Raw genomic sequence first — 24,360 nt, 5'->3', positions numbered from 1 at the left:
CAGCCGCGGTCGACGCGTTCCGGCGCACGCCCCCGGCCAATGGGGGGTGAGGTCTGACCCGGGTCCGCGAAGTGTGGATCTGTGCAAGGGCCAGTAATAGGGGAGTTAGGCATGGCTCAGGGCACCGTCAAGTGGTTCAACGCGGAGAAGGGGTACGGCTTCATCGCGGTCGACGGTGGTGCGGACGTCTTCGTCCACTACAGCGCCATTCAGATGGACGGCTACCGCACCCTGGAAGAGGGCCAGCGGGTCGAGTTCGAGATCTCGCAGGGCCAGAAGGGCCCGCAGGCCGACATGGTTCGCGTCACCGCCTGAACGTTTCTTGTCCGAAGGGCCCGCACCTCGCAGAGGGTGCGGGCCCTTCGCCGTACCCCGGACGGCTCTGTTCGCGGGCGGCGGACGGGGACGCCGTACCCCGCAGGGCGCTTGCACTCGACCATGCCGAGTGCTAATCATTGGCGTTAGCACTCTGAAGGTGAGAGTGACAGCGAAGGACCGGGTCGGTGAGGCCCGCAGGCCGTGTGGTGCAAGGGACCACGAGGCCGGCGAGCCGTCCGTCGCGGGCGCGGGCGCGGTCCGAAGGAATCACCCCCAGTCCTGGAGGGACCACTTCACATGGCCAAGATCATCGCGTTCGACGAGGAGGCGCGGCGCGGCCTCGAGCGCGGCATGAACCAGCTCGCGGACGCCGTGAAGGTGACGCTGGGCCCCAAGGGCCGCAACGTCGTCCTCGAGAAGAAGTGGGGCGCCCCCACGATCACCAACGATGGTGTCTCCATCGCCAAGGAGATCGAGCTCGAGGACCCGTACGAGAAGATCGGCGCCGAGCTGGTCAAGGAAGTCGCGAAGAAGACGGACGACGTCGCCGGTGACGGCACGACGACCGCGACCGTCCTGGCCCAGGCCCTGGTCAAGGAAGGCCTGCGCAACGTCGCCGCCGGCGCCAACCCGATGGCCCTGAAGCGCGGCATCGAGAAGGCCGTCGAGGCCGTCTCCGCCGCCCTGCTGGAGCAGGCGAAGGACGTCGAGACCAAGGAGCAGATCGCCTCCACCGCGTCCATCTCCGCCGCCGACACCCAGATCGGCGAGCTCATCGCCGAGGCCATGGACAAGGTCGGCAAGGAAGGCGTCATCACCGTCGAGGAGAGCAACACCTTCGGCCTGGAGCTCGAGCTCACCGAGGGCATGCGCTTCGACAAGGGCTACATCTCCGCCTACTTCGCGACCGACATGGAGCGCATGGAGGCGGTGCTCGAGGACCCGTACATCCTCATCGCCAACTCCAAGATCTCCTCGGTCAAGGACCTGCTCCCGCTCCTGGAGAAGGTCATGCAGTCGGGCAAGCCGCTGCTGATCATCGCCGAGGACGTCGAGGGCGAGGCCCTGTCGACCCTGGTCGTCAACAAGATCCGCGGCACCTTCAAGTCCGTCGCCGTCAAGGCCCCGGGCTTCGGCGACCGCCGCAAGGCCATGCTCGGCGACATCGCCATCCTCACGGGCGGCGAGGTCATCTCCGAGGAGGTCGGCCTCAAGCTGGAGAACGCGACCCTGGACCTCCTGGGCCGCGCCCGCAAGGTCGTCATCACCAAGGACGAGACCACCATCGTCGACGGTGCCGGCTCCTCCGAGCAGGTCAACGGCCGCGTGAACCAGATCCGCGCCGAGATCGAGAACAGCGACTCCGACTACGACCGCGAGAAGCTCCAGGAGCGCCTGGCGAAGCTCGCGGGCGGCGTGGCCGTCATCAAGGCCGGTGCCGCCACCGAGGTGGAGCTGAAGGAGCGCAAGCACCGCATCGAGGACGCCGTCCGCAACGCCAAGGCGGCCGTCGAGGAGGGCATCGTCGCCGGTGGTGGCGTGGCCCTGCTGCAGGCCTCCCAGGTCTTCGAGAAGCTGGAGCTGGAGGGTGACGAGGCGACCGGCGCCAACGCCGTGCGCATCGCCCTGGAGGCCCCGCTGAAGCAGATCGCCGTCAACGCCGGCCTCGAGGGCGGCGTCGTGGTGGAGAAGGTCCGCAACCTCACCCCGGGCCACGGCCTCAACGCCGCGACCGGCGAGTACGTCGACCTGGTCGCCGAGGGCATCATCGACCCGGCGAAGGTGACCCGTTCCGCGCTGCAGAACGCCGCCTCCATCGCCGCGCTGTTCCTCACCACCGAGGCCGTCATCGCCGACAAGCCGGAGAAGGCCGCCGCGCCGGCCGGCGGCGGCATGCCGGGCGGTGACATGGACTTCTGATCGACCTGAGGGTTGATCGCCTGTCCTGCGAACCGAGGGCGGCACGTCCAGCTTCCGGCTGGGGGTGCCGCCCTCGGGCGTTTACGGGCTCCGGCTCAGTCGGCGTAGTCCTTGAGCTTGTCCGTGTCGAGGGTGATGCCCACGGGCGGCGGCAGTTCGACGGTGGCGCCCCAGGGGTGGGTGGAGCACTGGAGGTAACGCCCGTCCTTCGGTTCGCTGTACACGCTGACCACGCGGCTGTCACGGTCGATGAGGAGGTAGACGGGGATCTCGGCCGCCGCGTACCCCACCGGCTTGTCGACGCGGTCGCGCTGGTCGGTGTCGCGGTCGTGGGAGGTGATCTCCACGGCCATGAGGGCGCCGTCGGTCTCGGACCAGTTGCCGTGTCCCTTGAAGTGACCCACGGGCGCGAGGAAGCCGTCCGTGATGGCACGTCCCTTGCGGTACGCCTCGGCCTTGACGCCTCGCTCGGGCATGAGGTTCAGCTCCGGGCGCTGCTGCATGCACTGACGTAGCAGCCACATGAAGATCTCGCCGTGGTTGCCGTCCGGCATGGCCTTGACCACTACCTTTCCGTTGACGTACTCGAGCCGCACGGTTTCGGGGGCTGCGGCGGCCAGTTCCTCGAACTCCTCCACGTCGAGCGGACCGTGCCGGACGCACAGCCTCCCGCCCAGGAACTCCAGCCGGTTCCGCAGCTCCCTCGGAGCCCTGCGGACGAGTTCCTCGAAGTCCTCGACGGACATCTGCGGGCGTTCTTCAGTGTCAGGGGTCATGGCGTCGCCTCCTCCCCTCCATCGTGCCCCCGCGTGGTCATGTCGGACCGTGGAAGCCGTCATACGTGTGTCCTCTCGTGTCGTCGCAGGGACATCGCAGCCCGGATCTCACCTGCGCGGGCGTGGACCGTGGGGGTCGGCAGGGGCGTACGGGGGTGAGCGGGGGCGCGTTCACCCCGGCACCGTCTGCACACGCCCCCGGGCAGCGCCTCCGGCAGCCCCGGCACTCCGCACTCCGCGCACTCCAGGACCCGGCGGGGCGGCCGGGGGACGGGTGCCGGTGCCGGTTCCGGGGGGATCTTGGTGGCGAGGCGGTGTCGGACGAGGGCGGCGGGGTGGTGGACGGAGGCGGGCAGGCCCTCGGTCAGGGTGCGGATCACGCCCTCGTCGGTGGCCCCGCGTGCGAACCACTCCGTCAGCAGCGGGGCGAGCGCGGCGCAGTCGGCGGCGGAGAGGGAGAGGACCGGGGCCGTGCGCCCCAGGGCGGCGAGCAGGACGTGGGCGCGGGAGCGGGTGGGACGGGCGCGGTCGCCCGGTGTCCCCGGCGGCGGCTCCGGCTCCGGTACGTCGCCTCGGGTGAACCTCGCCCACCAGCCGTCGTCGCGTGCCGTACGGGACCACCACGATCGGGTGATCCAGCGGAAGCCGCCTGTCTCCGTGTCCAGCCGCTCCCGTCCCCGCCTCAAGTGCCCGGCCCGCTGCAGGCGATTGAGGGCGGTGCGGAGGGCGCACTGGCCGTAGGGGAGGTGTTTGGCCAGCGTCTTCACGGAGATGTCGGAGCCGTCGGGCAGCCGGTCGATGTAGGCGGCGACGGCGGCTTCGCGGGGCGGGAGGTGAGTGAAGTCGTGCTTGGTACGACGGAGTTGGTCGGGCGCGGAGCGCTTGCCGTAACCCGGGTTGGACATCGGGTGCGGGGAGACGTGCGCGGGGAGGGAGGCAGCACTAAGCTTGGCTTCAGCCATGGGATCGGGGCCGTTCCGGTCTCGTCGGTCAAGCCCCCGCAGGTGTTGCCGCACCGGGCGGGGGCTGTTCGTTATGCGGGCACGCTAGAGCGTCGTGACTGTGTGTCGCAAGTCGAACGCGTGAAGTCAGTTCGCGGGGTGGGAGGGTGGGTGGGGACCCTCACCCGTTCCTTGAAAAGGGCGCTCGGAGCTGGGGACTTGAGCCCCGGGAGGTGGTACGTGGCTGTTGGGGCCGCTCGCTTCTCGGCCAGTGTCGGGCTTCCGCGAGGTGAGTCAAGGGCGCTGCGCGTCGGCTTCGCCGATGGGCCTCCGGCCCACCCTTGACACACCTCGCTCCAGCCCGGGGAAGAAGCGAGCGAGCGGCCCGGAAAGGCGGTGGCCCAGCCCGGCACCGGACCCTTGGGCGGGTTGGCTGCCCACCGTCAGCCGGGGGTGCGCGGTCGCGGTTCGCATGGACGCCGGGTGGGGTTGGCGGCGAGCGGTGGGTGGGGGGTGCGCGGTCGCGGCTCACACGCACGCCGGGTGGGTTTGGCGGCGAGAGGTGGGTGGGGGTGCGCGGTCGCGGCTCACACGCACGCCGGGTCGGCTTAGCGGCGAACGGCCGGTGGTGGGGGTGCGCGGTCGCGTGTCGTGTGGACGCCGGGTTTGCTCGGCGGCTTGCGGCCGGTGGGGGCGCGCGGTCGAGCTTCGTGTGGACGGCGGGTGGGGCTGGCGGCGAGCGGCGAGAGGTGGGTGGGGGTGGGGGTGGGGGTGGGCCGCACCTCCGTCCCATCCGGAGCATCGGCGTCTCTCGGATGCCCCACCAGCCCCTCAGGTCACACGAAGACAGTGTTTGGCGGATTTGGGCCACTCCCGCTGATCGCTCACCCACTTGACCTGCCACTTTGCTGGAACCCATGGCACAAATCCGCCAATCACCGCCGGGAATGGGAGCGGTGAGGTCTGTGAGGTCCAGGGGGCGGGCAGCCGTCCCGGAGTGCGTGTGAGGCGTGGTCGCGTGCCCCGTCCGCCGGCGGTTTGTCGCTGAGCCGACCGGGCGTGCGCATGAGCCGAGGGCCGCGCCCCCGCCCACCGGCGGTTCGCCGCCAAGCCGACCCGGCGTGCGTTCGAGATGCGGTCGCGCCCACCACCCACCCGCCGTTCGCCGCTAAGCCGACCCGGCGTGCGTGTGAGGCGCGGTCGCGTCCCCTGCCGACGGTGCGGCCCAGCCCGCCCAAGGGGCCGGTGCCGGGCTGGGCCACTGCTCTTTAGGGCCGCTCGCTCGCTTCTGACCCGTGCTGGAGCGGACCGGGTCAAGGGTGGGCCGGAGGCCCATCGCCGAAGGCGACGCGCAGCGCCCTTGAGGCGGGCCGTGGAAGCACGACACTGGCCGAGAAGCGAGCGGCCCCACGGTCACTTCAAGGAAGAGGTGAAGGCAGCCCAGGTCTCGGCCCGGAACACGAGCTTCGGACCGTGGGGGACCTTGGAGTCGCGTACGGGGACGAGGGCGGGGTGGCCGTCGGCTACTTCCAGGCAATCGCCGCCGCTGCCGCCGCTGTAGGTCGACTTGCGCCAGCGGGCGACTTCCAGGCAGTCTCCGCCGTCACCACCGCTATGGCTGGACTTGCACCAGGTGGCCGTGTCCAGCAGGTGCTCAGGGATGGTCCTCATGTGCGTAATCCTGCGCCATCGCCTCGATGAGGACCAGGGACTTCTCCGGCGAGAGTGCGCACGCCGTGAGGAGTTCGTACGTGAACCGCTGGTGTCTGACGATGGCCGGGTCGTCCTCCAACCGTCCTGTACCCACCCCCTCGAAGTACACCAGCGGAGGGGCGTCCTCGAAGTCCATCAGCTTGATGGAGCCCTCCATCGCCGCGTGCGCCCCAGCCCCGAACGGCAGCACCTGCACGATGGCACGCCCCCGGCGGGCCAGACCGGCGATATGGCGCAGGGCATCTGCCATCACCTCGGTCCCACCGGTCACCCGCCGCAGCGCAGCCTCATCGATCACCGACCACAACAAGGGGTCTGTTGGATGGTCGAGGATCTGGGCGCGCTCTATGCGAGCGGTCACCAGCCTGTCGATCTCGTTCTCGGGTGTCGTGGGCTGGTAAGCCCGGCACACAGCCCGTGCGTAAGCGGGCGTCTGGAGCAGTCCTGGGATGAGCAGCGGCGCGTACTGCCTGATCGCCGTCGCTTGAGCCTCGGCCTCCGCCGCCTCCGCGAAGTGCTCCGGATATTTCGACCTGGCCGCCGCCGTGCAGTTCCGCGTGAAGAAGTCCCCCGTCCCCAACACCTCATCCAACACCCGGGCCATCTCCGGCTGCATCCGCCGGGTCCCCGCCTCCAGCTGCCCGATGAACGACCCGCTCACGAACAGCCGTTGGCCGAGTTCCTCCTGGCTCAGGCCGGCCTTCTCCCTCGCGTGACGCAACTCCGCGCCCAGCAGCGCGCGGGGCGACGACGACGGGTCGAGGTCCTTGGGTCCAGGCATGAGCAACTCCCGGTTCACCAGCACGGCTTGTTGGGGCGTCGTATCTGGCCAGGCTAGACCGCGCGCCGACACCCTGTGTGACGAATCACGAACTCACCGTGGAGGTGGAACGGGTGGACGAGACCGAGAAGGCCGTGGAAGAGCTGCGCGCCGCACTGGACGGCGTCGGCATCATCCTGCCGTCGCTCCGGGTCGATCCCGTGTCGGCGGCGCACGAGGAGCCGTACGCGTTGGTGGACCTGGGGCGCTGCAACCTGGGCGTGGCCTCGCGGCTGGCGGCTGTGCTGAGGGGTGCGGCGCAGGGGGGCGCGGAGTGAGGGGGCCCGCCGTCGGTGCGTATGCCGTGGACGTGCGGACCGGGCGGATCGGCGAGGTGATGGGGCACGTCGGCGGCTACGTGCAGCTGCGGCCCGTCGGAGGCGGCCGGGAGTGGGACTGTCCGCCGGAGAGTGCCGAGCCGGCGCCGCCGGGTGATGTGCTGCGGGAGCGGGTGCGGCGGTTGAACCGGGAGGCCCGGCTCCTGGGGCCGCCGTAGGGGGCGGTGTGGCCCGCGCCACTCGAAGCCGGGGGCGGGAATACGGAGGGCGCTTCCCGGATTGCTTAAGGTGCTGCAACAATGCGCACGCACATACCAGGCGGTAGCCCTGCCCGTCCGCCCCCGAACGAGGAGCCCCCCACGTGACCACCACGACCCCCGCCTCCCGCGCGGCCCGCGTCCTGTCCCGGCCGATCACGCTGAACGGCCTCACCGTCCCGAACCGGATCGTGATGGCGCCGATGACCCGGATGTTCTCCCCGGGCGGCGTCCCGGGTGAGGACGTGCGCTCGTACTACGCGCGCCGCGCCGCCGCCGGTGTCGGCCTGATCGTCACCGAGGGCACCTACGTGGGCCACGAGTCGGCCGGGCAGAGCGACCGCGTCCCCCGCTTCCACGGCGAGGAGCAGCTGGCGGGCTGGGCGAAGGTCGCCGAGGACGTGCACGCGGCCGGTGGCCGGATCGTGCCGCAGCTGTGGCACATCGGCATGGTCCGCAAGCAGGGCGACGCCCCCTTCCCGGACGCCCCCGCCATGGGCCCCTCCGGCATCGAGACCGCGGGCGCCGAGCCCACCGGCAAGGAGATGACCCAGCGGGACCTGGACGACGTCATCGCCGCGTTCGCCGAGGCCGCTGCCGCCGCCGAGCGCATCGGCTTCGACGGCGTGGAGATCCACGGAGCCCACGGCTACCTGCTCGACCAGTTCCTGTGGGCCGGCACCAACCGCCGTACGGACGCCTACGGCGGCGACCCGGTGGCCCGTACCAGGTTCTCCGCCGAGATCGTGGCCGCCGTGCGTGAGGCCGTCTCGCCCGAGTTCCCGGTCATCTTCCGCTACTCGCAGTGGAAGCAGCAGGACTACACCGCCCGGCTCGCCGAGACCCCCGAGGAGCTGGAGGCCATCCTCACCCCGCTCGCCGCCGCCGGCGTCGACGTCTTCCACGCCTCCACCCGCCGCTACTGGCTGCCCGAGTTCGACGGCTCCGACCTGAACCTGGCCGGCTGGACCAAGAAGCTCACCGGCAAGCAGACCATCACCGTCGGCTCGGTGGGCCTCGACGGCGACTTCATCAACGCGTTCCAGGGCGAGGGCTCCCCGGTCCAGGGCATCGACAACCTGCTGGACCGCCTGGAGTCCGACGAGTTCGACATGGTGGCCATCGGCCGCGCGCTGCTCCAGGACCCGGAGTGGGCGGCCAAGGTGCTCTCCGACCGCTTCGACGAGCTGAAGCCGTACGACGCGGCGACCGTCAAGACGCTCAGCTGACCCGGCCGTCGAGCGGCGGCCGGGTGGCCGGCCGTCACAGGTTGCCCAGCGGCTCGATGTCGATCCGTACCGGCGTCCCCCACACCCGCAGCACCTCGTAATCGGTGAACTCGTGCACGAGCCGGTAGGCCATCGCGGGGCGTGAGCCGCGCCGCTGGGCCGCGAGATAGGCCTCCGCCTCGTGCCGGTCCCGCCTCGGGGTGCCGCACAGCTGCCACTCCTGGCCGTTCCACAGCTCCGGCAGCCACCGCTGCTGCGGCTGGGGGCGGTCGCCGCGCACGCCGTACCGGGACGGGGCGGTGGGAGCCGGCTCGCCCGGGCGGGGCCTGCCGCCCTGGAACTCCGAGCGGCGGGCGGCCCGGCGCCGGGTCTCGCACAGCAGACACAGGTCGGGCGCGCTCTCGTCCACGGGGCCCTGCGGGTGCTCGGGGCAACGGGTGGCGGGCGCACCGGCGGAGACGGTGTCGTCCAGCAGGTCGAGGGCCCGCCGCAGGTCGTCCCTGATCTCGTGCAGCCGGGCGTCCGGCGTGTCGGCGGTCAGGGCCTCCCCGTGCTCGCCGAGCACCCGGAGCGCCCGGCCGAGGGCGGTGAGCTGGGCATGGTTCATATCGGTCGCTGCCTCCTCCCCTCCATGGTGCCCTGGTCCGGAGGGCCGGGGCGGTCCGGGCCGGGGCGTGGTGGAGTGGGCGCCGTGACGACGACCCGTACCGCCCGCCTCCTCGACGCCCTGCACCGCTTCAACGCGGCCCATCCCTGGGACCACAACACCCACTACCACCCCTGGCTGCTACGGCGGTTGCCCCGCCGCTTCGGGACCGCGCTGGACGTCGGCTGCGGCAGCGGTGACCTGGTACGGCTGCTCGCCCGGCGGGCCCGGGAGGTGCACGGGGTGGACACCGACGCGGAAATCCTCGCCCGGGCAAGGGAGTCGGCTCCCGCCTCCACCGGTGCCTCCGCCGTCGTCACCTACACCGTCGCCGACGCCGCCCGCGCGCTCCCCGACGGCCCCTACGACGTGATCACCTGCGTCGCCGTGCTCCACCACCTCCCGCTCGCCGAGACCCTCACCCGCCTCCGCGACCGGCTCGCGCCCGGCGGCACGCTGGTCGTCGTCGGCTGCGCGCGGGCGTCCGGCACCCTGGACCACGCGCTCGGTCTGCCGGCCGTGGCGCTCAACCCGCTGGTGGGGTGGGTGAAGAACCGCGGCCGGCCGGCTCGGCGGCCCGTGTCCATGACGGCCCGGACCAGGGAGCCGCGGGAGACCCACAGCGAGATCTTCCGCACGGCCCGCCGCCTCCTGCCCGGCGCCCGGATGCGGCGCCGGCTGTTCTGGCGGTACACGCTGGTGTGGCGGGCGCCCGCGCCCTGAGGCCGCCCTGGGCCCGAGGCCGTCTGGAGGACGGCGTCAGGGCGCGGACGCCTGGGCCAGGGCCGCGCGCAGATGGCCGCCGGAGTCCGTCAGAAGGCGGGCGGCCGTGGGGCCGTCGACGCCGGCGAGCAGGACCAGGATCGCGTGCTTCACCTCGCCACCGGTCTCCGAGAGGGCCTTCTCGATCTCGGCGTCGCCCGCGCCCGTGGCCAGGGAGACGATCCGGTGCGAGCGGGCGCGGAGCTTGGCGTTGGAGGCACGGACGTCGACCATCAGGTTCCCGTACGTCTTGCCGAGCCGGATCATCGTGATCGTCGACAGCATGTTCAGGACCAGCTTCTGGGCCGTCCCGGCCTTCAGCCGGGTGGAGCCGGTGATCAGCTCGGGGCCGACGACGACCTCGATGCCGTGCTCGGCGGCGGCGGCCAGCGCGCTGCGCGCGTTGCAGGCCACGCCGACGGTCAGCGCGCCGAGCGCACGGGCGTGCTCGACGGCCCCGACGGCGTAGGGCGTACGACCGGACGCCGAGACGCCGACCACGCTGTCGTCCGGGGTGAGTCCGAGGGCGTCCAGGTCCCGCCGGGCCAGCTCCCGGGAGTCCTCCGCGCCCTCCACTGAGGTGACCATGGCCGAGGGGCCGCCCGCGATCAGGCCGACGACCTGGTCCGGGTCGGTGTTGAAGGTGGGCGGGCACTCGGAGGCGTCCAGCACGCCCAGTCGTCCGGCGGTGCCGGCCCCGGCGTAGACGAGCCGTCCGCCGCGGCTCATGCGGGCGGCCACGGCGTCGATGGCGGCGGCGATCCGGGGCAGCTGCCCGGCCACCGCGCCGGGGACGCCCGCGTCCTCGTCGTTCATCAGCCGGGCGATGTCCAGGGTGGGCAGCCGGTCGATGTCGGCCAGTTCGGGCCGGAAGGCTTCGGTGGTCAGGGAGGCGAGTTGGCTGCGGAGGTCATGAGAGGTCATTGGGGGGTGGCTCTCTCCAGTACGGGGGCGTGCTTTCCCTACGGTCTATCGCCCTACGGTCTATCGCCCTACGGTCCATCGCCTGCGGTCCAACGCCCGCGGTCCATCGCTCCGCGGTTCATCGCGAAGCGTTCCGGTGCCGGTGGGCCAGCGCCTCGTAGGACGCGGCCAGGGCCGGCGCCGCCGTCTCGTACGTCCGCTGTGCCACTCCCACGAACAGGCAGTCCACCACCAGCAGCTGACTCGTCCGCGAGGACATCGCGGCGGGCCGCAGCTCGGTCTCCCGCGAGGTCGAGGTGGTCAGCACCAGGTCGGCGTACTGCGTGACCGCCGAGTCGGGCCTGCCGGTGACGGCCACCGTCGTCGCGCCGTGCTCGAAGGCCACCCGGAGTGGCTCGATGACGTCCCCCGTGGACCCCGAATGCGTGATCGCGATCGCCACGTCACCCGAACGGAGCTGCACGGCGTTGGTCACCGCGAGGTGCGGATCGCTGTGCGCGTGGGCTATGAGCCCTATCCGCAGCAGCTTCTGGGTGAGGTCCTGGGCGACCAGTCCGGACGCCCCTATGCCGTACACGTCGGTGCGGCGGGCGGCCGCGAGGGCGGCGACGGCCGCGTCGAGCTGCGCGGTGTCGATTCCGGCGGCGGTGTCGGCGAGGGTCTGCTGCTCCTCGTAGGCCAGCTTGGCGACGACGTCGGCGATGGGGTCGTCCACCGCGATGTCCGTGGTGATCGCGGGCGCGCGGCCGGACTGCTGCTGGGCGGCGAGCCCGGCGAGGGCGAGCCGCAGATCGCGGTAGCCCGGGTAGCCGAGCAGCCGGGCGGTGCGGACGACGGTGGCCTCGCTGGTGCCGGTGAGTTCGGCGAGTCCGGTGACCGTGAGCGCGGCGCAGCCGGCCGGGTCACCGGCGACGGCCTCGGCGACGCGCTGCATGGACCGGGTCATGGAGGGGGCGAGGGTGCGCACCTTGGCGGCGAGGGAGCCACCCGGACTGCCGAAACTTTCCTTCACGTCCTGGGTCACGATTGAAAGATATTTTCGGTTCGGTGTCGCGGTCAAGAGTGCGCACAATGGGGTGCATGGACCCCATCAGCCCCCTGGAACAGGCGTTGCACGCGGCCCGCGCCCTGGTGCTCGCGGACCTGGTCGCCGGCCAGGTCGCGGAGGCGGACGTGGTGTCGCTGGTGGAGGACTCCATCGCGCAGCGGCGCTGGTGGGTGGAGCAGTGGCCGGACGGCCTGGCCTTCGTCGCCGGACTGGTCGCCCAGGACGTCCAGGACGCCTTGCTGGAGCGGTACGGCCGCTGGCCGCTGTGCCCGGTGTGCGGCTCCGGCGACCCGCACGCCCTGGACGTGGAACCGGAACTGGGCCCCGACCCGCACTGGGTGTGCCACAAGGCGGGCGTGAAGGTCGCCTCCGTCGGTTCCCTGGCCTCGGCGACCGGCGGGACGACGTCCTCGTGAGGCACCGGTGACCCTCTACATCGACCCGCCCACCTGGCCGGGCCACGGCCGCCTGTGGTCCCACCTGGTCAGTGACGTCTCCTACGACGAACTCCACCTGTTCGCGGCCGGGGTGGGCGTCCCCCGCCGGGCCTTCGACGGGGACCACTACGACGTCCCGTCCCACCGCTACGCGGACGTGGTGGCGGCGGGGGCGGTGGAGGTCAGCAGCCGCGAGGTGGTCCGGCTGCTGACGTCCTCCGGACTGCGCCGGCGCAAGGGCCCGGCTCAGCGGCGCAGGTAGAGCAGCAGCCCCGCGTCCATGTCGTGCTCGTCCCGGGCGGTGCGCTCCTCCTCCACCGTCGCCGGGGTGAAGCCCGCCCGGCTCACCACCTGCTGTGAGGGCAGGTTGGCGCGCTCGACCGTGGCGATGACCGTGTCGACGTCCTCCCGGGCCAGGGCCCACTCGGTCAGGGTGCGCAGCGCCTCGGTGGCGTAGCCGTTGCCGCGGGCGCCGGGGACGAGGTCGTAGCCGATCTCCACCCGGCGCTCGTCGTCCGGGGCGCCGTGGAATCCGATGCCGCCGACCGCCCGGCCGTCCTCGGAGCGTACGAGGGCGAAGACGCCGAACTCGGGGCGGTGGACGCCGGCTTCGTACGCCTTCAGCAGGTGGGAGCAGGCCTCCCGGGTGCCCTCGTAGGGGCCGCCGTCGAGCCAGTCGAAGCCACCGGTGCCGCCCAGGCGCAGATCGTCGGCGGCGGCCGGGCGGATGCCGGTGAGGGTGAGGCGATCCGTGGGGATGACGAGGTTGTTGTACCAGGTCCAGTCGGTGACCGGGGCGCGGCCGGGCAACTCGCCGCGGCCGGTCGCCCACAGCAGGGTCGGCCAGGGGGCGGGACCGGGCTGGACGTGCGGGAAGAGCCAGGCCAGGGCGGATTCGGCGAGGTCGGCGGGGGGTTCGTACGGCAGGCCGAGGCCGCGGGTGATGTCGTGGGTGTGCAGCAGCGCCTCGGTGACGCACATCGCGGCGAAGCCCTCGCGGTCGGCGCTGCCGAAGGGGAGGGGGTGGAAGGCCCGCACACCCGGCGGTGCGGTGCGGACCGCGGCGGCCAGCACCGCGCCGGTCGCCTCGATCACCTGGATCAGCCCGGCGTTGTCGGTGCCCTCGGGGAGGGTGAGGTTCAGCGGGATGCGGTGCGGGGCGCGGGCGGCGAGCTGGCCGGCGTACTTGGTGACGGCCTGGGCGATGTGGAGCGCGGTGGTACGGCAACTCCAGTCCAGACCGGCCGCGTCGACGGCCTCCCAGTCCCGGTCCACCGCCGCGCGCAGTGCGTCCGTGCAGCTGGCGACAGCCGCCTCCACCTGGTCCCCGCTCATGGTCCGCATGCGCGCACAGTACGGCGGCGAGGCCCTCAGGTCGACAGCATTTCCAGCTCGGACGCGAGGTTGTAGCGGGCGGTGGCCTCCCAGTGCTCGCGGCCGTACGGGGTGCGGAACAGGCGGGGCAGGTCGAGGAGTTGACGCAGGACCGCCGCACGGCCCTGGCGGAAGGCGTCGCTCGGGACGAAGTGGTACTCCTCGCGGACCTCGGCGGTGTACACGGCGTACGCCGACGGGGGTGCGGCCAGGATCGCGAGGTCGGCGTCGCACAGCACCTGGCCGTCGCGGTCGTCGTCGGCCGGGTCGTGCGTGACGGTGAGCCGGACCAGCCGGGCCACCTCGGCCGTCTTCGCGTCCGGCACCCCGGCCTCCGGCAGGGCGCGTTCGGCCAGCCGTGCCGAGCGTTCCTCGTTCTCGGACCGCTCGGGCAGGTAGACCGCGTCGTGGAACCAGGCGGCCAGCCGGACCACGTCCGGGTCGTCCGCGTACGCCTCCAGTGTGTCGACGTGGTCGAGTACGGCGGTGAGGTGGGCCACCGTGTGGTACCGGCGTTGCGGCTCCTGCCAGCGGGCGAGCAGGTTGTCGGCGTACGGGACGGGGTCGGGGTCGGAGCCGCCGCCGGGGGCACGGGCTGCTTCCAGGGCGCGGGCGAAGCGGAGGCGCAGGGCGTCGAGATCGGCCATGGGACCATTCTTCCGCGCCGGACGGCGCCCGCCCGCCTCCCCGGCCGCTTCTTCGGTCGGCGCCCGCCCGCCTCCCCGGCCGCTTCTTCGGTCGGCTGCCGGGGCTGCTTTCCCGGCCGTTTCATTCGGTCGGCTGCCCGGGCTGCTTTCCCGGCCGCTTCTTTCGGTCGGCTGCCTGGTCGGCGTCCCGCCGCCCCCAGGTCGATCACCGTGTCGCTGCCGCGTCCTGCCGCCTTCCCGGTCCGTTGCCCGGTCGCGTCCCGCCGCCCCCCGGTCGGTCACCGTGTCGCTGCAGCGTCCTGCCGTCTCGCCGGTCGGCCACCGGACCGCTGCCCCGTCCCGCCCCCCGCCTCCCCGTTTCGGCTGCCCGTCCGTTTCCCGCGTGACGGTCCGCCCCGGTCGCCCCTAGCGTGGCCGTCATGACTGACACGCTGGAAGTGCGCGATCCCGAACTGCCCGGACGGCTGCTGGCCGTCGAGCGCGACGCCCTCGTGCCGCTGCTGCGGTCCCGGCCCGACTCCGACTTCGCGCTGCCGACGGCCGCGTGTCCGGGGTGGACGGTGCGGGACGTGCTGGCGCACTGTTCCGCCGCGCTGACGCGGGTGGTGGAGAACCGGTTCGAGGAGGGCGTGTTCTCGCCGGAGTCGAACGACCGGGACATCGCCGAGCGGGCCGACTGGACGAACGCGCGGGTCGTGGACGAGCTGGAGCGGGGGATGACGGAGGCCGGGCCGGTGATCGCCCGGGGCGACGGGCGGCTGGACCTGATCGCCCTGGGGGAGTGGGTGCACGCCGGGGACGTGCGGGAGGTGCTGGGCGAGCCGGGGGCGTACGCCGGGGCGGGGCTGCCGCACGCGCTGGCCCTGCTGGTGCGGCACACCCGGCAGAGGGAGCACGTGCCGCTCCACGCCGACGTCGACGACCTGGACGAGCCGCTGCGGCTCGGCGCTCCGGCCGGGGAGGGTCCGCCCGCCCGGTACATCGGCGACGCCCCCACGCTCGTCCGGCTGTACTCGGGACGGCCGGTGCCGGCGGCGGCCTACGAGCTGGCGGGGGTGCGGGAGAAGGAGCTGAACATCTTCGGGTGACCGGCGGCACTGTGGCGCTCCGGTACCGGCGTACTCTTGAATTGGACTAGACCTGTAGTCGCCCGAGAACGCCGAGGAATGGGGTGCCATGAGCAAGCGTGCGGTCCTGGAGGTGATCGCCCTCGACGTCGAGGACGCGGTCGCCGCCCAGGCGGGAGGCGCGGACCGGCTGGAGCTGGTCACCGAGATGGCGGCCGACGGGCTCACCCCCGCGCCGGCCACGGTCGCCGCGATCCGTGCCGCCGTCGACATCGAGCTGCGCGTGATGCTCCGGCTCGCGGACGGGTTCGCCGCCGGGGACGTGGACCGGCTGGTCGGCGTGGCCGGCGAGCTGCGGGAGGCCGGCGCCGACCAGTTCGTCCTCGGTTTCCTCGCCGAGGACGGTGGCGTCGACCTGGCCGCCGTGGAGCGGGTCGTCGGCGCGCTCGGCGGCTGCCCGTGGACCTTCCACCGGGCGATCGACCGGGCCGCCGACCGGGACGCCCTGCGCAAACAGCTCGCCGACCTGCCCGGCCTCGACACCTACCTCACCGCCGGCTCCGCCTCGGGCGTGGACGACGGCCTGCCCACGCTGCTCGCCGAGGCGGCCCACGGCGGCGAGCCGGGGTACGGGCAGCAGATCCTGGTCGGCGGCGGACTGCGCCTCGACCACGTCCCGCGGCTGCGGGCCGGCGGGATCGACGCCTTCCACATCGGCGGCGCGGCCCGTCCCGACGGCTGGCAGGGACCGGTCTCCGCGGACGCGGTGGCCGAGTGGCGGACGACGCTGGACGGGGTGGCCCGCTAGTTCCGCACCGGGTGCAGGCACAGCGAGAGGTCCCCGTTCTCGCTGTACTGCGGGTAGGCGTCGTAGTCGCCGGACCGGCAGGAGGGAGTGTCCGGCCAGTAGACGCGGAACTCCGCCTGCGGTGAGCCGCAGTCCACCGGCCGCAGGTCCTGCTCGGGCCAGTCCGCGTCGTTGCGGGCGCACGAGCCGGGAGTCAGGGTGGGGTGCCCGCTCCCGCCGGAGTCGACCACCACGCCGATGACCAGGAGCACCGGGATGGCGAGGACCAGCCCGGCGAGGGCGAGCAGCGGGACGAGCGCGATCAGGCCCGCGGGCCGCCTCAGCAGCGGGCGGCCGGGGTCCAGCGGCGGGCGCCAGGCGGCCGTGGCCGGCGGCGGGAGCTTGCGGATGCGGGACAGCTCCCCCAGGTTGATCAGCAGGACGAACGGGGTGATGAGCATCGACAGGGGACCCCACCAGCCCTGGACGAGGGTGTCCGCCTGCATCTTCCGCGCGACGGCCAGCCCGCAGGTGCGGCACAGCACGCCCTGGCGCCGCAGGAACCGCATCACCACCACCATCCCCTGGTGCCCGCGCACCGTCACCGGCGCGGCGGGCATCGCCCCGCACACCTCGCACCCGGGGCCGGGCGGCTGCTGATACGGGTACGGCCCCGGCTGCTGCGGGTACGGCGACGCGTGCGGCGGGTACGGCGTGCTCAACGGAGGCCTCTCCAGGCGGACATGGCGGAACGGCACAGCACCCTACTCGGCGAGCTGTGGCGGCAGCGGCGCCGTGTGCGTCACGATCAGGCCCGACACCGCCCGGGTCAGCGCCACGTACAGGCGCCGCAGGCCCGTGCGTTCGTCCGGCTCGCCGTCCACCACGGCCTGCGGCTCGTCCAGGACCACGTAGTCGTACTCCAGGCCCTTGGCGAGCGAGGCCGGGACCAGGGTCAGCCGGGTCTCCCGGGTGGTCTCCTCGCCGGGGGCCAGACAGGGGATGCCGGCCGCCGTCAGCGCGTCGGCGAGGACGGGGACGCGGGCGTCGGCGGCGATCAGACCGGTCGAGCCCTCGTTGCGCAGCGACTCCTCGCAGGCGGCGACGGTGTCGGCGGTCCCCGTGACCGTGCGGACCTCGAAGAAGCCGGGGTTCTCCCGGACGGAGGCGACCGGGGCGAGGCCGGGCGCGATGTGCGGCAGCAGCCGGGAGGCGTACGCGATGACGTCCGTCGGCACACGGAAACCGGCGGTCAGCTCCTCGACGGCCCCCTCCGGCTTGCCGAGATGGGCCAGCGCCTCCGCCCAGCTCCGGGTCGCCCACGGGGTCGTCCCCTGCGCGAGGTCGCCGAGCACGGTCGCGCTGCCGGTGGTGCAGCGGCGGCCGACGGCCCGGTACTGCATGGGGGAGAGGTCCTGCGCCTCGTCCAGGACGACATGGCCGAGCGAGGACGTGCGCTGGACCAGGTCGGCCGCCTCGTCGACCAGCACGGCGTCCGCCGCCGACCACCTGGCCGACTTCACGCCGCGCACCGGCTTGGCCCACACGATCGTCTTCTGCTCGTCCTCGGTCAGGACACCGTCGGCGTGCTCGGCGAGGAACTCCGCGTCGGTGAGCAGTCGCAGCACCAGCCTGGCCGGGTCGACGGCCGGCCAGAGCGCCTTCACGGCCGCCTTCACCGCGCTGTTGCGGGCCACCGCGTCCTGGACCCGGTCGTCGGGGGCCTCCCCGGCCCGCTCCATCTGCACCAGCACCGCGTGCGCGATCCGCTGCGGCAGGGCCTCGCGGGCGGCGCCGTAGCGGATGTCCCGGGCCAGCAACTCCCGGACCATCTCCTCCAGTTCGTACGCCGGGACCCGCCAGCGCCGCGAGCCGCGCACCACCACGACCGGCTCGGTGGGCAGGGTCACGTGGGAGTACAGGGCGCGTCGGAGGACCTCGGCCATCCGGGCGTCGCCCTTGACGATCGCGGCGGCGGCCTCGTCCGTGCCGCGCACCTCCACGTGCGCGACCAGGTCGTCCACGGTCGCCTGCCGCACGGTCAGCTCGCCGAGCGCGGGCAGGACCTGCTCGATGTAGTGCAGGAAGGACCGGTTCGGCCCGATGACCAGGGTGCCGGTGCGGGCCAGCCGCTCCCGGTGGGCGTAGAGGAGGTACGCGACGCGGTGCAGGCCGACGGCGGTCTTCCCGGTGCCCGGGCCGCCCTGCACGCAGACCGTGCCGCCGAGGCCGCTGCGGACGATCTCGTCCTGCTCGGGCTGGATGGTGGCGACGATGTCCCGCATCGGGCCGACACGCGGCCGCTCGATCTCCTGCTGGAGCAGCCTGCTGGTGGTGGCCGCCTCCTCCGGGTCGGAGAGGCGCTCGTCCTCGTACGCGGTCAGCTCGCCGCCGGTGTAGCCGAAGCGGCGGCGCAGCCCGACGTCCATGGGGTCCTTCCTGGACGCCCGGTAGAACGGCTGCGAGACCGGCGCACGCCAGTCGATGACCATGGGGTCGCCGTCGGCGTCGTGCACGTGCCGACGCCCGATGTAGAACTCCTCCCCTTCGGCACCCTCGGCCTGCTCCGCGCCCGGAGCGTGCAGGTAGTCGAGCCGGCCGAAGAACAACGGGGTGTCGCTGAGGTCGGCCAGCGCCTTGATGCGCTCCCCGATCTGGCGCTCCAGGATCCGGGCGTTCACCCAGTTCGCGGTGACGTCGCCGATGTCCAGCGCCTCCACGTCCTCCCGCATGGCGCGCAGGGCGGCACGGGAGGCGGCGAGGTGGGAGCGCTCTCGGGCGAGCGGACCGTCGAGGGTGTCGTGGGCGGGCGTGGACAAGGGGGTGCCTCCGGTGGGCCTGCTGCGTGGCTACGACGATGCCGCCCGGTTTCCGGCCGGACGGCGGCACTCCGAGTGGAGGCGGGCAAGGGCGGAGATTTTAGGTGAGGGGGCGGGGTGGGGGCCAATGGATTTCCGGTCCCGGATCGGGCCCGTGGACCGATGCGGGGGACGGGTGCGGAGTTCCACCATGGAGACATGAGCGCAGCAAGCTTCATGTCCTCCCGGCCGCCGTCCGGCGCCACGGCGCTCGACGGCGTCCACCACCACTGGCCGGGCAACGTCCTCCGCGCGGTGAAGGTGTTCCTGGAGGCCGCCTTCGAGATCGTCATCCTCGGTGAGTACGGCGCGGAAGCGGGCACACGCCGCAGGTGACGGCATAGGGTCGCGTCCGTGCGGAACCGGACGGCCCTGCTCCTGCTCGCCCTCTCCCTCGCCTCGTTCGTCACGCTGTGCGCCCTGCGGGGCGCACCCATGGCCGACCTCCTCGTCTACCGGGCCGAGGGCGCGGCCGTGGCCCACGGCACCGACCTGTACGGCTTCACCGTCACCGAGTGGCGGCTCCCTGCGACCTACCCGCCCTTCGCGGCCGTCCTCTTCGTCCCCCTGACCTGGATCCCGGTCACGGCCCTGAAGGCGGCCTTCCTCGCGGGCAACACCGTCCTGCTCGCCACCCTGGTCGCGCTCTCCGCCCGCCTGGCCTCCCGCCCCCTCCCGCCGGCCCCGCTCTGCACGGCCACGGCCCTCGCCCTCTGGCTGGAGCCGGTCTTCCAGACGCTGCTGTTCGGCCAGATCAACCTGGCCGTGGCCTGCCTGGTCCTGGCGGACCTGACCCGGCCGCCCGGCGCCCGCGCCCAGGGGCTGGGCCTCGGCATCGCGGCCGGCGTCAAGCTCACCCCGGCGGTGTTCGTGGTGTACCTGCTGCTGCGCGGCCGGGTGCGGGAGGCGGCGACGGCGGTGGCGGCCTTCGCGGGCACGGTCGCGCTCGGTGCCGTACTGCTCCCCTCGGCGAGCGCGGACTTCTGGACCCGGCGGCTGTACGAGACCGACCGGGTGGGCAAGGCGTGGATCGTGGACAACCAGTCCCTGCGGGGCCTTCTCGCGCGGGCCCTCGGCGACCCCGGGCCGGGCCTCGCCTGGGCGCTGCCGGCGGCGGCGGTCGCGGCGGCGGGGCTGGTGCTGGCGGCCCGTGCCCGCCGGGAGGCGCACGGCGTCCTGCTGACCGCGTTCACGGCCCTGCTGGTCTGCCCGGTCAGCTGGACCCACCACTGGGTGTGGTGCGTGCCGCTGCTCGCCGTGCTGCTGGCCGACGGACACCCCCGTACGGCGGCGCTGACGGCCCTGGTCTTCACCGCCCGCACGATGTGGCTGGTGCCCCACGAGGGCGCCCTGGACCTGGAACTGCCCTGGTGGCAGCAGCCGTTGGCAGCCGCTTACCCGCTCCTCGCGATCGGGCTGATCATCTCGTATGACAGCATGATCAATCGTTGTCCGACTCTTTCGACCGAACACACGGGGAAACCGGCATGCTCTTCTCGAAGATTCCGCTCCGCAAGGCGGTGAGCGGGCTGACCGCCGCCACCGCCCTCGCCCTCGGCGCCACCCTGATGGCCGCTCCCGGCGCCTCGGCCGTCGGCTCCTCGGCGTGCACCAAGAACATCAAGGACCGGACCCTGCAGGTCGTCCAGTGGGACCACGCCGACATGTACACGAGCCCCAGCTTCCGGTCCAAGGTGAAGAAGTCCGTCTTCGCGGGCAACAACGTGCGGGTGTACTGCACCGCGAAGGGCGGCGACTGGTACTACGGCAAGTCCGGCAGGACGACGGGCTGGATGGAGTACCACGCGTTCTTCTAGGCCGGCGGGAACGTCCCGCCGTCCGGGCCCGTCAGCTCTCGGCCAGGATGTCGTCCGCGTCCACGATCCGGTAGGCGTACCCCTGCTCGGCCAGGAAGCGCTGCCGGTGGGCGGCGAAGTCCTGGTCGACGGTGTCGCGGGCGACGACCGAGTAGAAGTGCGCCTGGTGGCCGTCGGCCTTGGGGCGCAGCACCCGGCCGAGCCGCTGGGCCTCCTCCTGCCGGGAGCCGAAGGTGCCGGACACCTGGACGGCGACCGTGGCCTCGGGCAGGTCGATGGAGAAGTTGGCGACCTTGGACACCACCAGCACGCTGATCTCGCCCTCGCGGAACGCGTCGAAGAGCTTCTCGCGCTGCGCGTTGGACGTCTCGCCCTTGATCACCGGGGCGTTCAGGTGCTCGCCCAGCTCGTCCAGCTGGTCGATGTACTGGCCGATGACGAGGATCTGCTGCCCGGCGAACCGGCGGACGATCGCCTCGGTCACCTTCCGCTTGGTCTCGGTGGTCGCGCAGAAGCGGTACTTCTCCTCCGTCTCGGCGGTGGCGTACGCCAGCCGCTCGGAGTCGGTGAGGTTCACCCGGACCTCGACGCAGTCGGCGGGCGCGATGTAGCCCTGCGCCTCGATCTCCTTCCACGGGGCGTCGAACCGCTTGGGCCCGATGAGGGAGAACACGTCCGACTCCCGTCCGTCCTCCCGCACCAGGGTGGCCGTGAGCCCCAGCCGCCGCCGCGCCTGGAGGTCGGCGGTGAACTTGAAGACGGGCGCGGGCAGCAGGTGCACCTCGTCGTAGACGATCAGCCCCCAGTCCCGGGAGTCGAACAGCTCCAGGTGCGGGTAGACGCCCTTCCGCCGGGTCGTCAGCACCTGGTAGGTGGCGATGGTGACCGGCCGGATCTCCTTCTTCGTCCCGCTGTACTCGCCGATCTCGTCCTCGGTCAGCGAGGTCCGCTTGACCAGCTCGTGCTTCCACTGCCGGGCGGAGACCGTGTTGGTGACCAGGATCAGCGTGGTCGACTTCGCCTGCGCCATGGACCCGGCGCCGACCAACGTCTTCCCCGCGCCGCAGGGCAGCACGACGACACCGCTGCCGCCGTGCCAGAAGTTCTCCACGGCCTGCCTCTGGTACGGACGCAGCGCCCAGCCGTCCTCCAGCAGCTCGATCGGGTGGGCCTCACCGTCGACGTACCCGGCGAGGTCCTCGGCCGGCCAGCCCAGCTTCAGCAGGGTCTGCTTGATCTGCCCGCGCTCGGAGGGGTGCACCACCACGCTGTCCGGATCGATCCGGGCGCCGACCAGCGGGGCGATCCGCTTGGACTTCAGCACCTCCTCCAGCACCGGCCGGTCGGTGGTGGACAGGACCAGTCCGTGCGCGGGGTGCTTGGTCAGGGTGAGGCGGCCGTAGCGGTCCATCGTCTCGGCGATGTCCACGAGCAGCGCGTGCGGCACCGGGTACCGGCTGTACTGCACCAGCGCGTCCACGACCTGCTCGGCGTCATGCCCCGCGGCGCGCGCGTTCCACAGCCCGAGCGGGGTGACCCGGTAGGTGTGGATGTGCTCGGGCGCCCGCTCCAGCTCGGCGAAGGGCGCGATGGCACGACGGCAGTCGTCGGCCCGCTCGTGGTCGACCTCCAGGAGCAGGGTCTTGTCGGACTGGACGATCAGCGGACCATTCACGCGCGGCACACCCTTCCATCACGGCCAAACGTCCAGTGTGCCTCATCCTCCCGTGGTGGCCGAAGGACGCGAGATCGACTGCGGCCCGGGGCGGCCTCAGTCGTCCGCCAGCTCCGCCACCCCGGTGATCCGGTGCAGGGGGTAGGTGCGGACCTCGTCGGACGTGTGGTCGTACGCCGTCACGAAGCCGCCCTCCACGCGGACGGGGGCGATGACGCGCTGGCTGGCGGCGCCGTCGGCGTTGACGTAGCCGATCCAGACCGAGTCGCCGGTCAGGACGGCGGCCTGCATGGTGGCCAGGGTCTCGGCGGAGGAGGTGCGCGGCAGCTCGCCGCCCGCCAGGGGTTCGCCGACGGGTTTGCGGGGGGCGGTGGCGGCCAGGTCGCCGGCCCGGATCGCGCGGATCGCCGCGGCGAGCAGCGTGGCGTCGGGCGGCGGCGGCCCCTCCGGCACCGGTTCGGGCGCGGAGCGCGGCGGGGTGCGGTGGGCGTGCGCGCGGGTGATCAGGACGTCGCCCTCGGCGGACTCGGCGGCGGGCGCGTACCCCATCGCGCGCAGCCCCTCCAGCAGCGTCGCCGGGTCGGTCTGCGCCGCCAGCACGGTCGGTGCCAGGCGGCGCAGACGCAGGGCGGCGGCGCGCTTGTCGGCGAGGATCTCGTTCAGCAGGGCGTCGTCGTCGCAGCGGACGTAGGCGGAGGCCGCGCCGATCCGCAGGTGGCCGTGTCTGCGGGCCACGTCGTCGATCAGGTAGGCGAGCGGCTGCGGGACCGGGGTGCGGGAGTGCTCGGTGAGGAAGGCGTGCAGGTCGGCGGCGGTCCGCCCGGCGTCCAGGGCGCGCCGGACCGAGGCCGGGGTGAACCGGTACACCGTCGCGCCGCCCTTGGACTCCACGTCCGCGAGCACGCCCAGCACGTCCGCGAGCGGTCGTCGCAGCGGGCCGGGGGCGACCGCGGTCAGGTCGGCCTGGAGCAGCACGTGGTCCAGCGGCTCGGGCAGCAGCGGAGCCAGCAGCCGGGCCGCGGCGGCGGTCGCGGCGGTCTGCTCGGCGGAGGAAAGGACAGTGGGGCGCCCGGGGGAGCGGTGGTGGTGCACGGGGAGCTTGTCGCCGGGGCCGGCGGGTTCCGCGGGCACGGTGGGCCCGGACGGGCCGGCTGCCCGGGCGGACGTGCCCGCCTCCGGCGTGCCGTCGGCCGGCCCGGCCGTACCGCCGGCGGGACTCCCGGCCTTCCCGCCCGTGCCCCCGGTCCGCCCGGCCGGCGGCGCCCCCAGCAGCGCGCGGCCGTGGGACGACAGCGCGCCCCGGCCGGTCACGCCCAGCAGTTCCGCCTCCGACAGGGTCCAGCGGGCCAGCCGGGAGCGCAGGTCGTCCTCGGCGCCGTCCCGCCGGGCGCCCCGCAGCGGGCGCTCCCAGCGCAGCCGGGCCAGGACCGACTCGGTGTCCGGGGCCGCGCCCTGCGCCAGCCCGGCCAGCAGGGACAGCACCCGGTGCCGTACCTCCGGCGCGGCGGACCGGTCGAGGCCGGGGCCGAGCGCCGACAGCGTCCGGTCCTTCGTGTCCCGCCCGCCGACCAGCCCCGCGGTGCGGGTGGCCGTCAGCCACGCCTGGGCGAGCCGTGCCCAGCGCTCGGCCGGAGGCTGCTCCAGCCACTCGTCGTAGGCGGGCGTGGCCGCGTACCGCTCGTCGGCCTCGCCGTCGGAGGCGACCAGTCCGGCCGCGTAGGCCAGCTCGGTCCAGAAGGCGGCGACCGGCTCCGACACGTCCAGCGCCACCGCGGTCCGCTTGAGGTCCCGGACGCTCAGCCCGCCCGCCCGCAGCACCGCCGGGCCGCCCTCGTCCCAGTCCTTCAGCAGCTCCTCGACGGTGGCCAGCGCCGTGTAGGCCTGCCCGGCCGCGGTGGCGTCCACCACCTGCGGGGAGTGCGCCGCGGCCGGCTCCACGGCGGGCGGCAGCGGTTCGGGCGTGCGGTGCGCTCGGCCCTCGCGCAGGTGCAGGGCGACCTCGCGGGGCAGGACGACGGTCCCGGGCGCGGTCGGCAGCAGCAGACCCCGGTCCAGCAGCCAGCGCA

At 73.1% G+C, this 24,360-nt stretch carries 26 protein-coding genes; 13 read left to right on the top strand and 13 right to left on the bottom strand.

What is annotated here, in order from left to right; translation table 11 throughout:
* Nucleotides 1-111: 111 nt before the first annotated feature.
* Together ACZ7N4_RS28780 and groL are read left to right on the top strand one after the other, a co-directional pair.
* A complete protein-coding gene (locus ACZ7N4_RS28780; protein ID WP_004986573.1) occupies nucleotides 112-315 on the top strand; it encodes a cold-shock protein in 204 nt (67 codons plus the stop codon).
* 300 nt (nucleotides 316-615) lie between these two features.
* Complete coding sequence (gene groL, locus ACZ7N4_RS28775; protein WP_014673417.1) at nucleotides 616-2,238, top strand: chaperonin GroEL; 1,623 nt, start codon at nucleotides 616-618, stop codon at nucleotides 2,236-2,238.
* A gap of 95 nt (nucleotides 2,239-2,333) precedes the next feature.
* Here groL and ACZ7N4_RS28770 read toward each other — a convergent pair whose 3' ends face one another.
* The 4 genes from ACZ7N4_RS28770 to ACZ7N4_RS28755 form a co-directional block, all read right to left on the bottom strand.
* The gene (locus ACZ7N4_RS28770; RefSeq protein WP_471363392.1) at nucleotides 2,334-3,014 is read right to left on the bottom strand and encodes a Uma2 family endonuclease; all 681 of its coding nucleotides are present in this window, start codon (nucleotides 3,012-3,014) and stop codon (nucleotides 2,334-2,336) included.
* A gap of 59 nt (nucleotides 3,015-3,073) precedes the next feature.
* Nucleotides 3,074-3,976: a hypothetical protein gene (locus ACZ7N4_RS28765; protein ID WP_471363388.1), complete on the bottom strand. Its 903-nt coding sequence runs from the start codon at nucleotides 3,974-3,976 to the stop codon at nucleotides 3,074-3,076.
* Nucleotides 3,977-5,368: 1,392 nt separating this feature from the next.
* Nucleotides 5,369-5,626 (bottom strand): DUF397 domain-containing protein, encoded by a 258-nt coding sequence (locus ACZ7N4_RS28760; protein WP_471363385.1) that lies wholly within the window; start codon nucleotides 5,624-5,626, stop codon nucleotides 5,369-5,371.
* Nucleotides 5,610-6,449, bottom strand: a complete 840-nt coding sequence (locus tag ACZ7N4_RS28755) for a helix-turn-helix domain-containing protein (RefSeq protein ID WP_471363383.1) — start codon at nucleotides 6,447-6,449, stop codon at nucleotides 5,610-5,612. The genes ACZ7N4_RS28760 and ACZ7N4_RS28755 overlap by 17 nt, the downstream gene beginning before the upstream one ends.
* 77 nt (nucleotides 6,450-6,526) lie before the next feature.
* Here ACZ7N4_RS28755 and ACZ7N4_RS28750 point away from each other — a divergent pair, with 77 nt between their 5' ends.
* From ACZ7N4_RS28750 to ACZ7N4_RS28740, 3 genes are all read left to right on the top strand, one after another.
* Nucleotides 6,527-6,766: a hypothetical protein gene (locus ACZ7N4_RS28750; RefSeq protein WP_471363379.1), complete on the top strand. Its 240-nt coding sequence runs from the start codon at nucleotides 6,527-6,529 to the stop codon at nucleotides 6,764-6,766.
* Between the two features lie 26 nt (nucleotides 6,767-6,792).
* Nucleotides 6,793-6,984 (top strand): hypothetical protein, encoded by a 192-nt coding sequence (locus tag ACZ7N4_RS28745; protein ID WP_471363376.1) that lies wholly within the window; start codon nucleotides 6,793-6,795, stop codon nucleotides 6,982-6,984.
* A 143-nt stretch (nucleotides 6,985-7,127) separates the two neighbouring features.
* Nucleotides 7,128-8,252 carry an NADH:flavin oxidoreductase gene (locus ACZ7N4_RS28740; RefSeq protein WP_471363374.1) on the top strand — a complete coding sequence of 375 codons (1,125 nt, stop codon included), beginning with the start codon at nucleotides 7,128-7,130 and terminating at the stop codon, nucleotides 8,250-8,252.
* 34 nt (nucleotides 8,253-8,286) lie between these two features.
* On the opposite strand, the gene ACZ7N4_RS28735 is transcribed toward ACZ7N4_RS28740, so the two are convergent.
* Nucleotides 8,287-8,859: a hypothetical protein gene (locus tag ACZ7N4_RS28735; RefSeq protein ID WP_471363371.1), complete on the bottom strand. Its 573-nt coding sequence runs from the start codon at nucleotides 8,857-8,859 to the stop codon at nucleotides 8,287-8,289.
* 84 nt (nucleotides 8,860-8,943) lie between these two features.
* Here ACZ7N4_RS28735 and ACZ7N4_RS28730 point away from each other — a divergent pair, with 84 nt between their 5' ends.
* Nucleotides 8,944-9,621 (top strand): class I SAM-dependent methyltransferase, encoded by a 678-nt coding sequence (locus ACZ7N4_RS28730; protein WP_471363368.1) that lies wholly within the window; start codon nucleotides 8,944-8,946, stop codon nucleotides 9,619-9,621.
* A 36-nt stretch (nucleotides 9,622-9,657) separates the two neighbouring features.
* Here ACZ7N4_RS28730 and murQ read toward each other — a convergent pair whose 3' ends face one another.
* The gene (gene murQ / locus ACZ7N4_RS28725; RefSeq protein ID WP_471363363.1) at nucleotides 9,658-10,584 is read right to left on the bottom strand and encodes an N-acetylmuramic acid 6-phosphate etherase; all 927 of its coding nucleotides are present in this window, start codon (nucleotides 10,582-10,584) and stop codon (nucleotides 9,658-9,660) included.
* 118 nt (nucleotides 10,585-10,702) lie between these two features.
* On the bottom strand, nucleotides 10,703-11,608 hold the full coding sequence (locus tag ACZ7N4_RS28720) for a MurR/RpiR family transcriptional regulator (protein WP_471363358.1): 906 nt from the start codon (nucleotides 11,606-11,608) through the stop codon (nucleotides 10,703-10,705).
* 56 nt (nucleotides 11,609-11,664) lie between these two features.
* Between ACZ7N4_RS28720 and ACZ7N4_RS28715 the strand changes: the two genes are divergently transcribed.
* Nucleotides 11,665-12,048: a hypothetical protein gene (locus ACZ7N4_RS28715; RefSeq protein ID WP_208879551.1), complete on the top strand. Its 384-nt coding sequence runs from the start codon at nucleotides 11,665-11,667 to the stop codon at nucleotides 12,046-12,048.
* Nucleotides 12,049-12,055: 7 nt separating this feature from the next.
* Nucleotides 12,056-12,331: a DUF4031 domain-containing protein gene (locus ACZ7N4_RS28710; RefSeq protein WP_471363352.1), complete on the top strand. Its 276-nt coding sequence runs from the start codon at nucleotides 12,056-12,058 to the stop codon at nucleotides 12,329-12,331.
* Here the strand turns inward: ACZ7N4_RS28710 and ACZ7N4_RS28705 are convergent.
* Entirely contained in the window at nucleotides 12,316-13,413 is a 1,098-nt protein-coding gene (locus tag ACZ7N4_RS28705; RefSeq protein ID WP_471363349.1) for a GNAT family N-acetyltransferase, read from the bottom strand. The genes ACZ7N4_RS28710 and ACZ7N4_RS28705 overlap by 16 nt on opposite strands.
* A gap of 26 nt (nucleotides 13,414-13,439) precedes the next feature.
* Nucleotides 13,440-14,090: an HD domain-containing protein gene (locus tag ACZ7N4_RS28700; RefSeq protein WP_471363346.1), complete on the bottom strand. Its 651-nt coding sequence runs from the start codon at nucleotides 14,088-14,090 to the stop codon at nucleotides 13,440-13,442.
* 419 nt (nucleotides 14,091-14,509) lie between these two features.
* Between ACZ7N4_RS28700 and ACZ7N4_RS28695 the strand changes: the two genes are divergently transcribed.
* Together ACZ7N4_RS28695 and ACZ7N4_RS28690 are read left to right on the top strand one after the other, a co-directional pair.
* Nucleotides 14,510-15,178, top strand: a complete 669-nt coding sequence (locus ACZ7N4_RS28695; RefSeq protein ID WP_471363343.1) for a maleylpyruvate isomerase family mycothiol-dependent enzyme — start codon at nucleotides 14,510-14,512, stop codon at nucleotides 15,176-15,178.
* 88 nt (nucleotides 15,179-15,266) lie between these two features.
* Nucleotides 15,267-15,965, top strand: coding sequence for a copper homeostasis protein CutC (locus tag ACZ7N4_RS28690; protein WP_471363340.1), 699 nt, complete (start codon nucleotides 15,267-15,269; stop codon nucleotides 15,963-15,965).
* Here ACZ7N4_RS28690 and ACZ7N4_RS28685 read toward each other — a convergent pair.
* Nucleotides 15,962-16,564, bottom strand: coding sequence for an LppU/SCO3897 family protein (locus ACZ7N4_RS28685; protein WP_471363337.1), 603 nt, complete (start codon nucleotides 16,562-16,564; stop codon nucleotides 15,962-15,964). The genes ACZ7N4_RS28690 and ACZ7N4_RS28685 overlap by 4 nt on opposite strands.
* A gap of 144 nt (nucleotides 16,565-16,708) precedes the next feature.
* Nucleotides 16,709-18,763: a HelD family protein gene (locus ACZ7N4_RS28680; RefSeq protein WP_471363334.1), complete on the bottom strand. Its 2,055-nt coding sequence runs from the start codon at nucleotides 18,761-18,763 to the stop codon at nucleotides 16,709-16,711.
* A 198-nt stretch (nucleotides 18,764-18,961) separates the two neighbouring features.
* Between ACZ7N4_RS28680 and ACZ7N4_RS28675 the strand changes: the two genes are divergently transcribed.
* From ACZ7N4_RS28675 to ACZ7N4_RS28665, 3 genes are read left to right on the top strand one after another with little or no spacing between them, the layout of a single operon-like run.
* Nucleotides 18,962-19,138, top strand: coding sequence for a hypothetical protein (locus ACZ7N4_RS28675; RefSeq protein ID WP_471363331.1), 177 nt, complete (start codon nucleotides 18,962-18,964; stop codon nucleotides 19,136-19,138).
* 42 nt (nucleotides 19,139-19,180) lie between these two features.
* A complete protein-coding gene (locus ACZ7N4_RS28670) occupies nucleotides 19,181-20,326 on the top strand; it encodes a glycosyltransferase 87 family protein (protein WP_471363740.1) in 1,146 nt (381 codons plus the stop codon).
* The gene (locus ACZ7N4_RS28665; RefSeq protein WP_471363327.1) at nucleotides 20,290-20,619 is read left to right on the top strand and encodes a hypothetical protein; all 330 of its coding nucleotides are present in this window, start codon (nucleotides 20,290-20,292) and stop codon (nucleotides 20,617-20,619) included. Before ACZ7N4_RS28670 ends, ACZ7N4_RS28665 begins: the two co-directional genes overlap by 37 nt.
* Nucleotides 20,620-20,650: 31 nt before the next feature.
* On the opposite strand, the gene ACZ7N4_RS28660 is transcribed toward ACZ7N4_RS28665, so the two are convergent.
* Nucleotides 20,651-22,294, bottom strand: a complete 1,644-nt coding sequence (locus tag ACZ7N4_RS28660; protein ID WP_471363323.1) for a DNA repair helicase XPB — start codon at nucleotides 22,292-22,294, stop codon at nucleotides 20,651-20,653.
* Nucleotides 22,295-22,390: 96 nt separating this feature from the next.
* Nucleotides 22,391-24,360: helicase-associated domain-containing protein (locus tag ACZ7N4_RS28655; RefSeq protein WP_471363321.1), on the bottom strand; the 1,970-nt coding region annotated here is incomplete at its 5' end.

The sequence above is a fragment of the Streptomyces sp. NPDC107654 genome (genome assembly GCF_055639035.1).
Note: the sequence above shows the minus strand (reverse complement) of the source record. Positions and strands in the feature narration are given on the sequence as shown.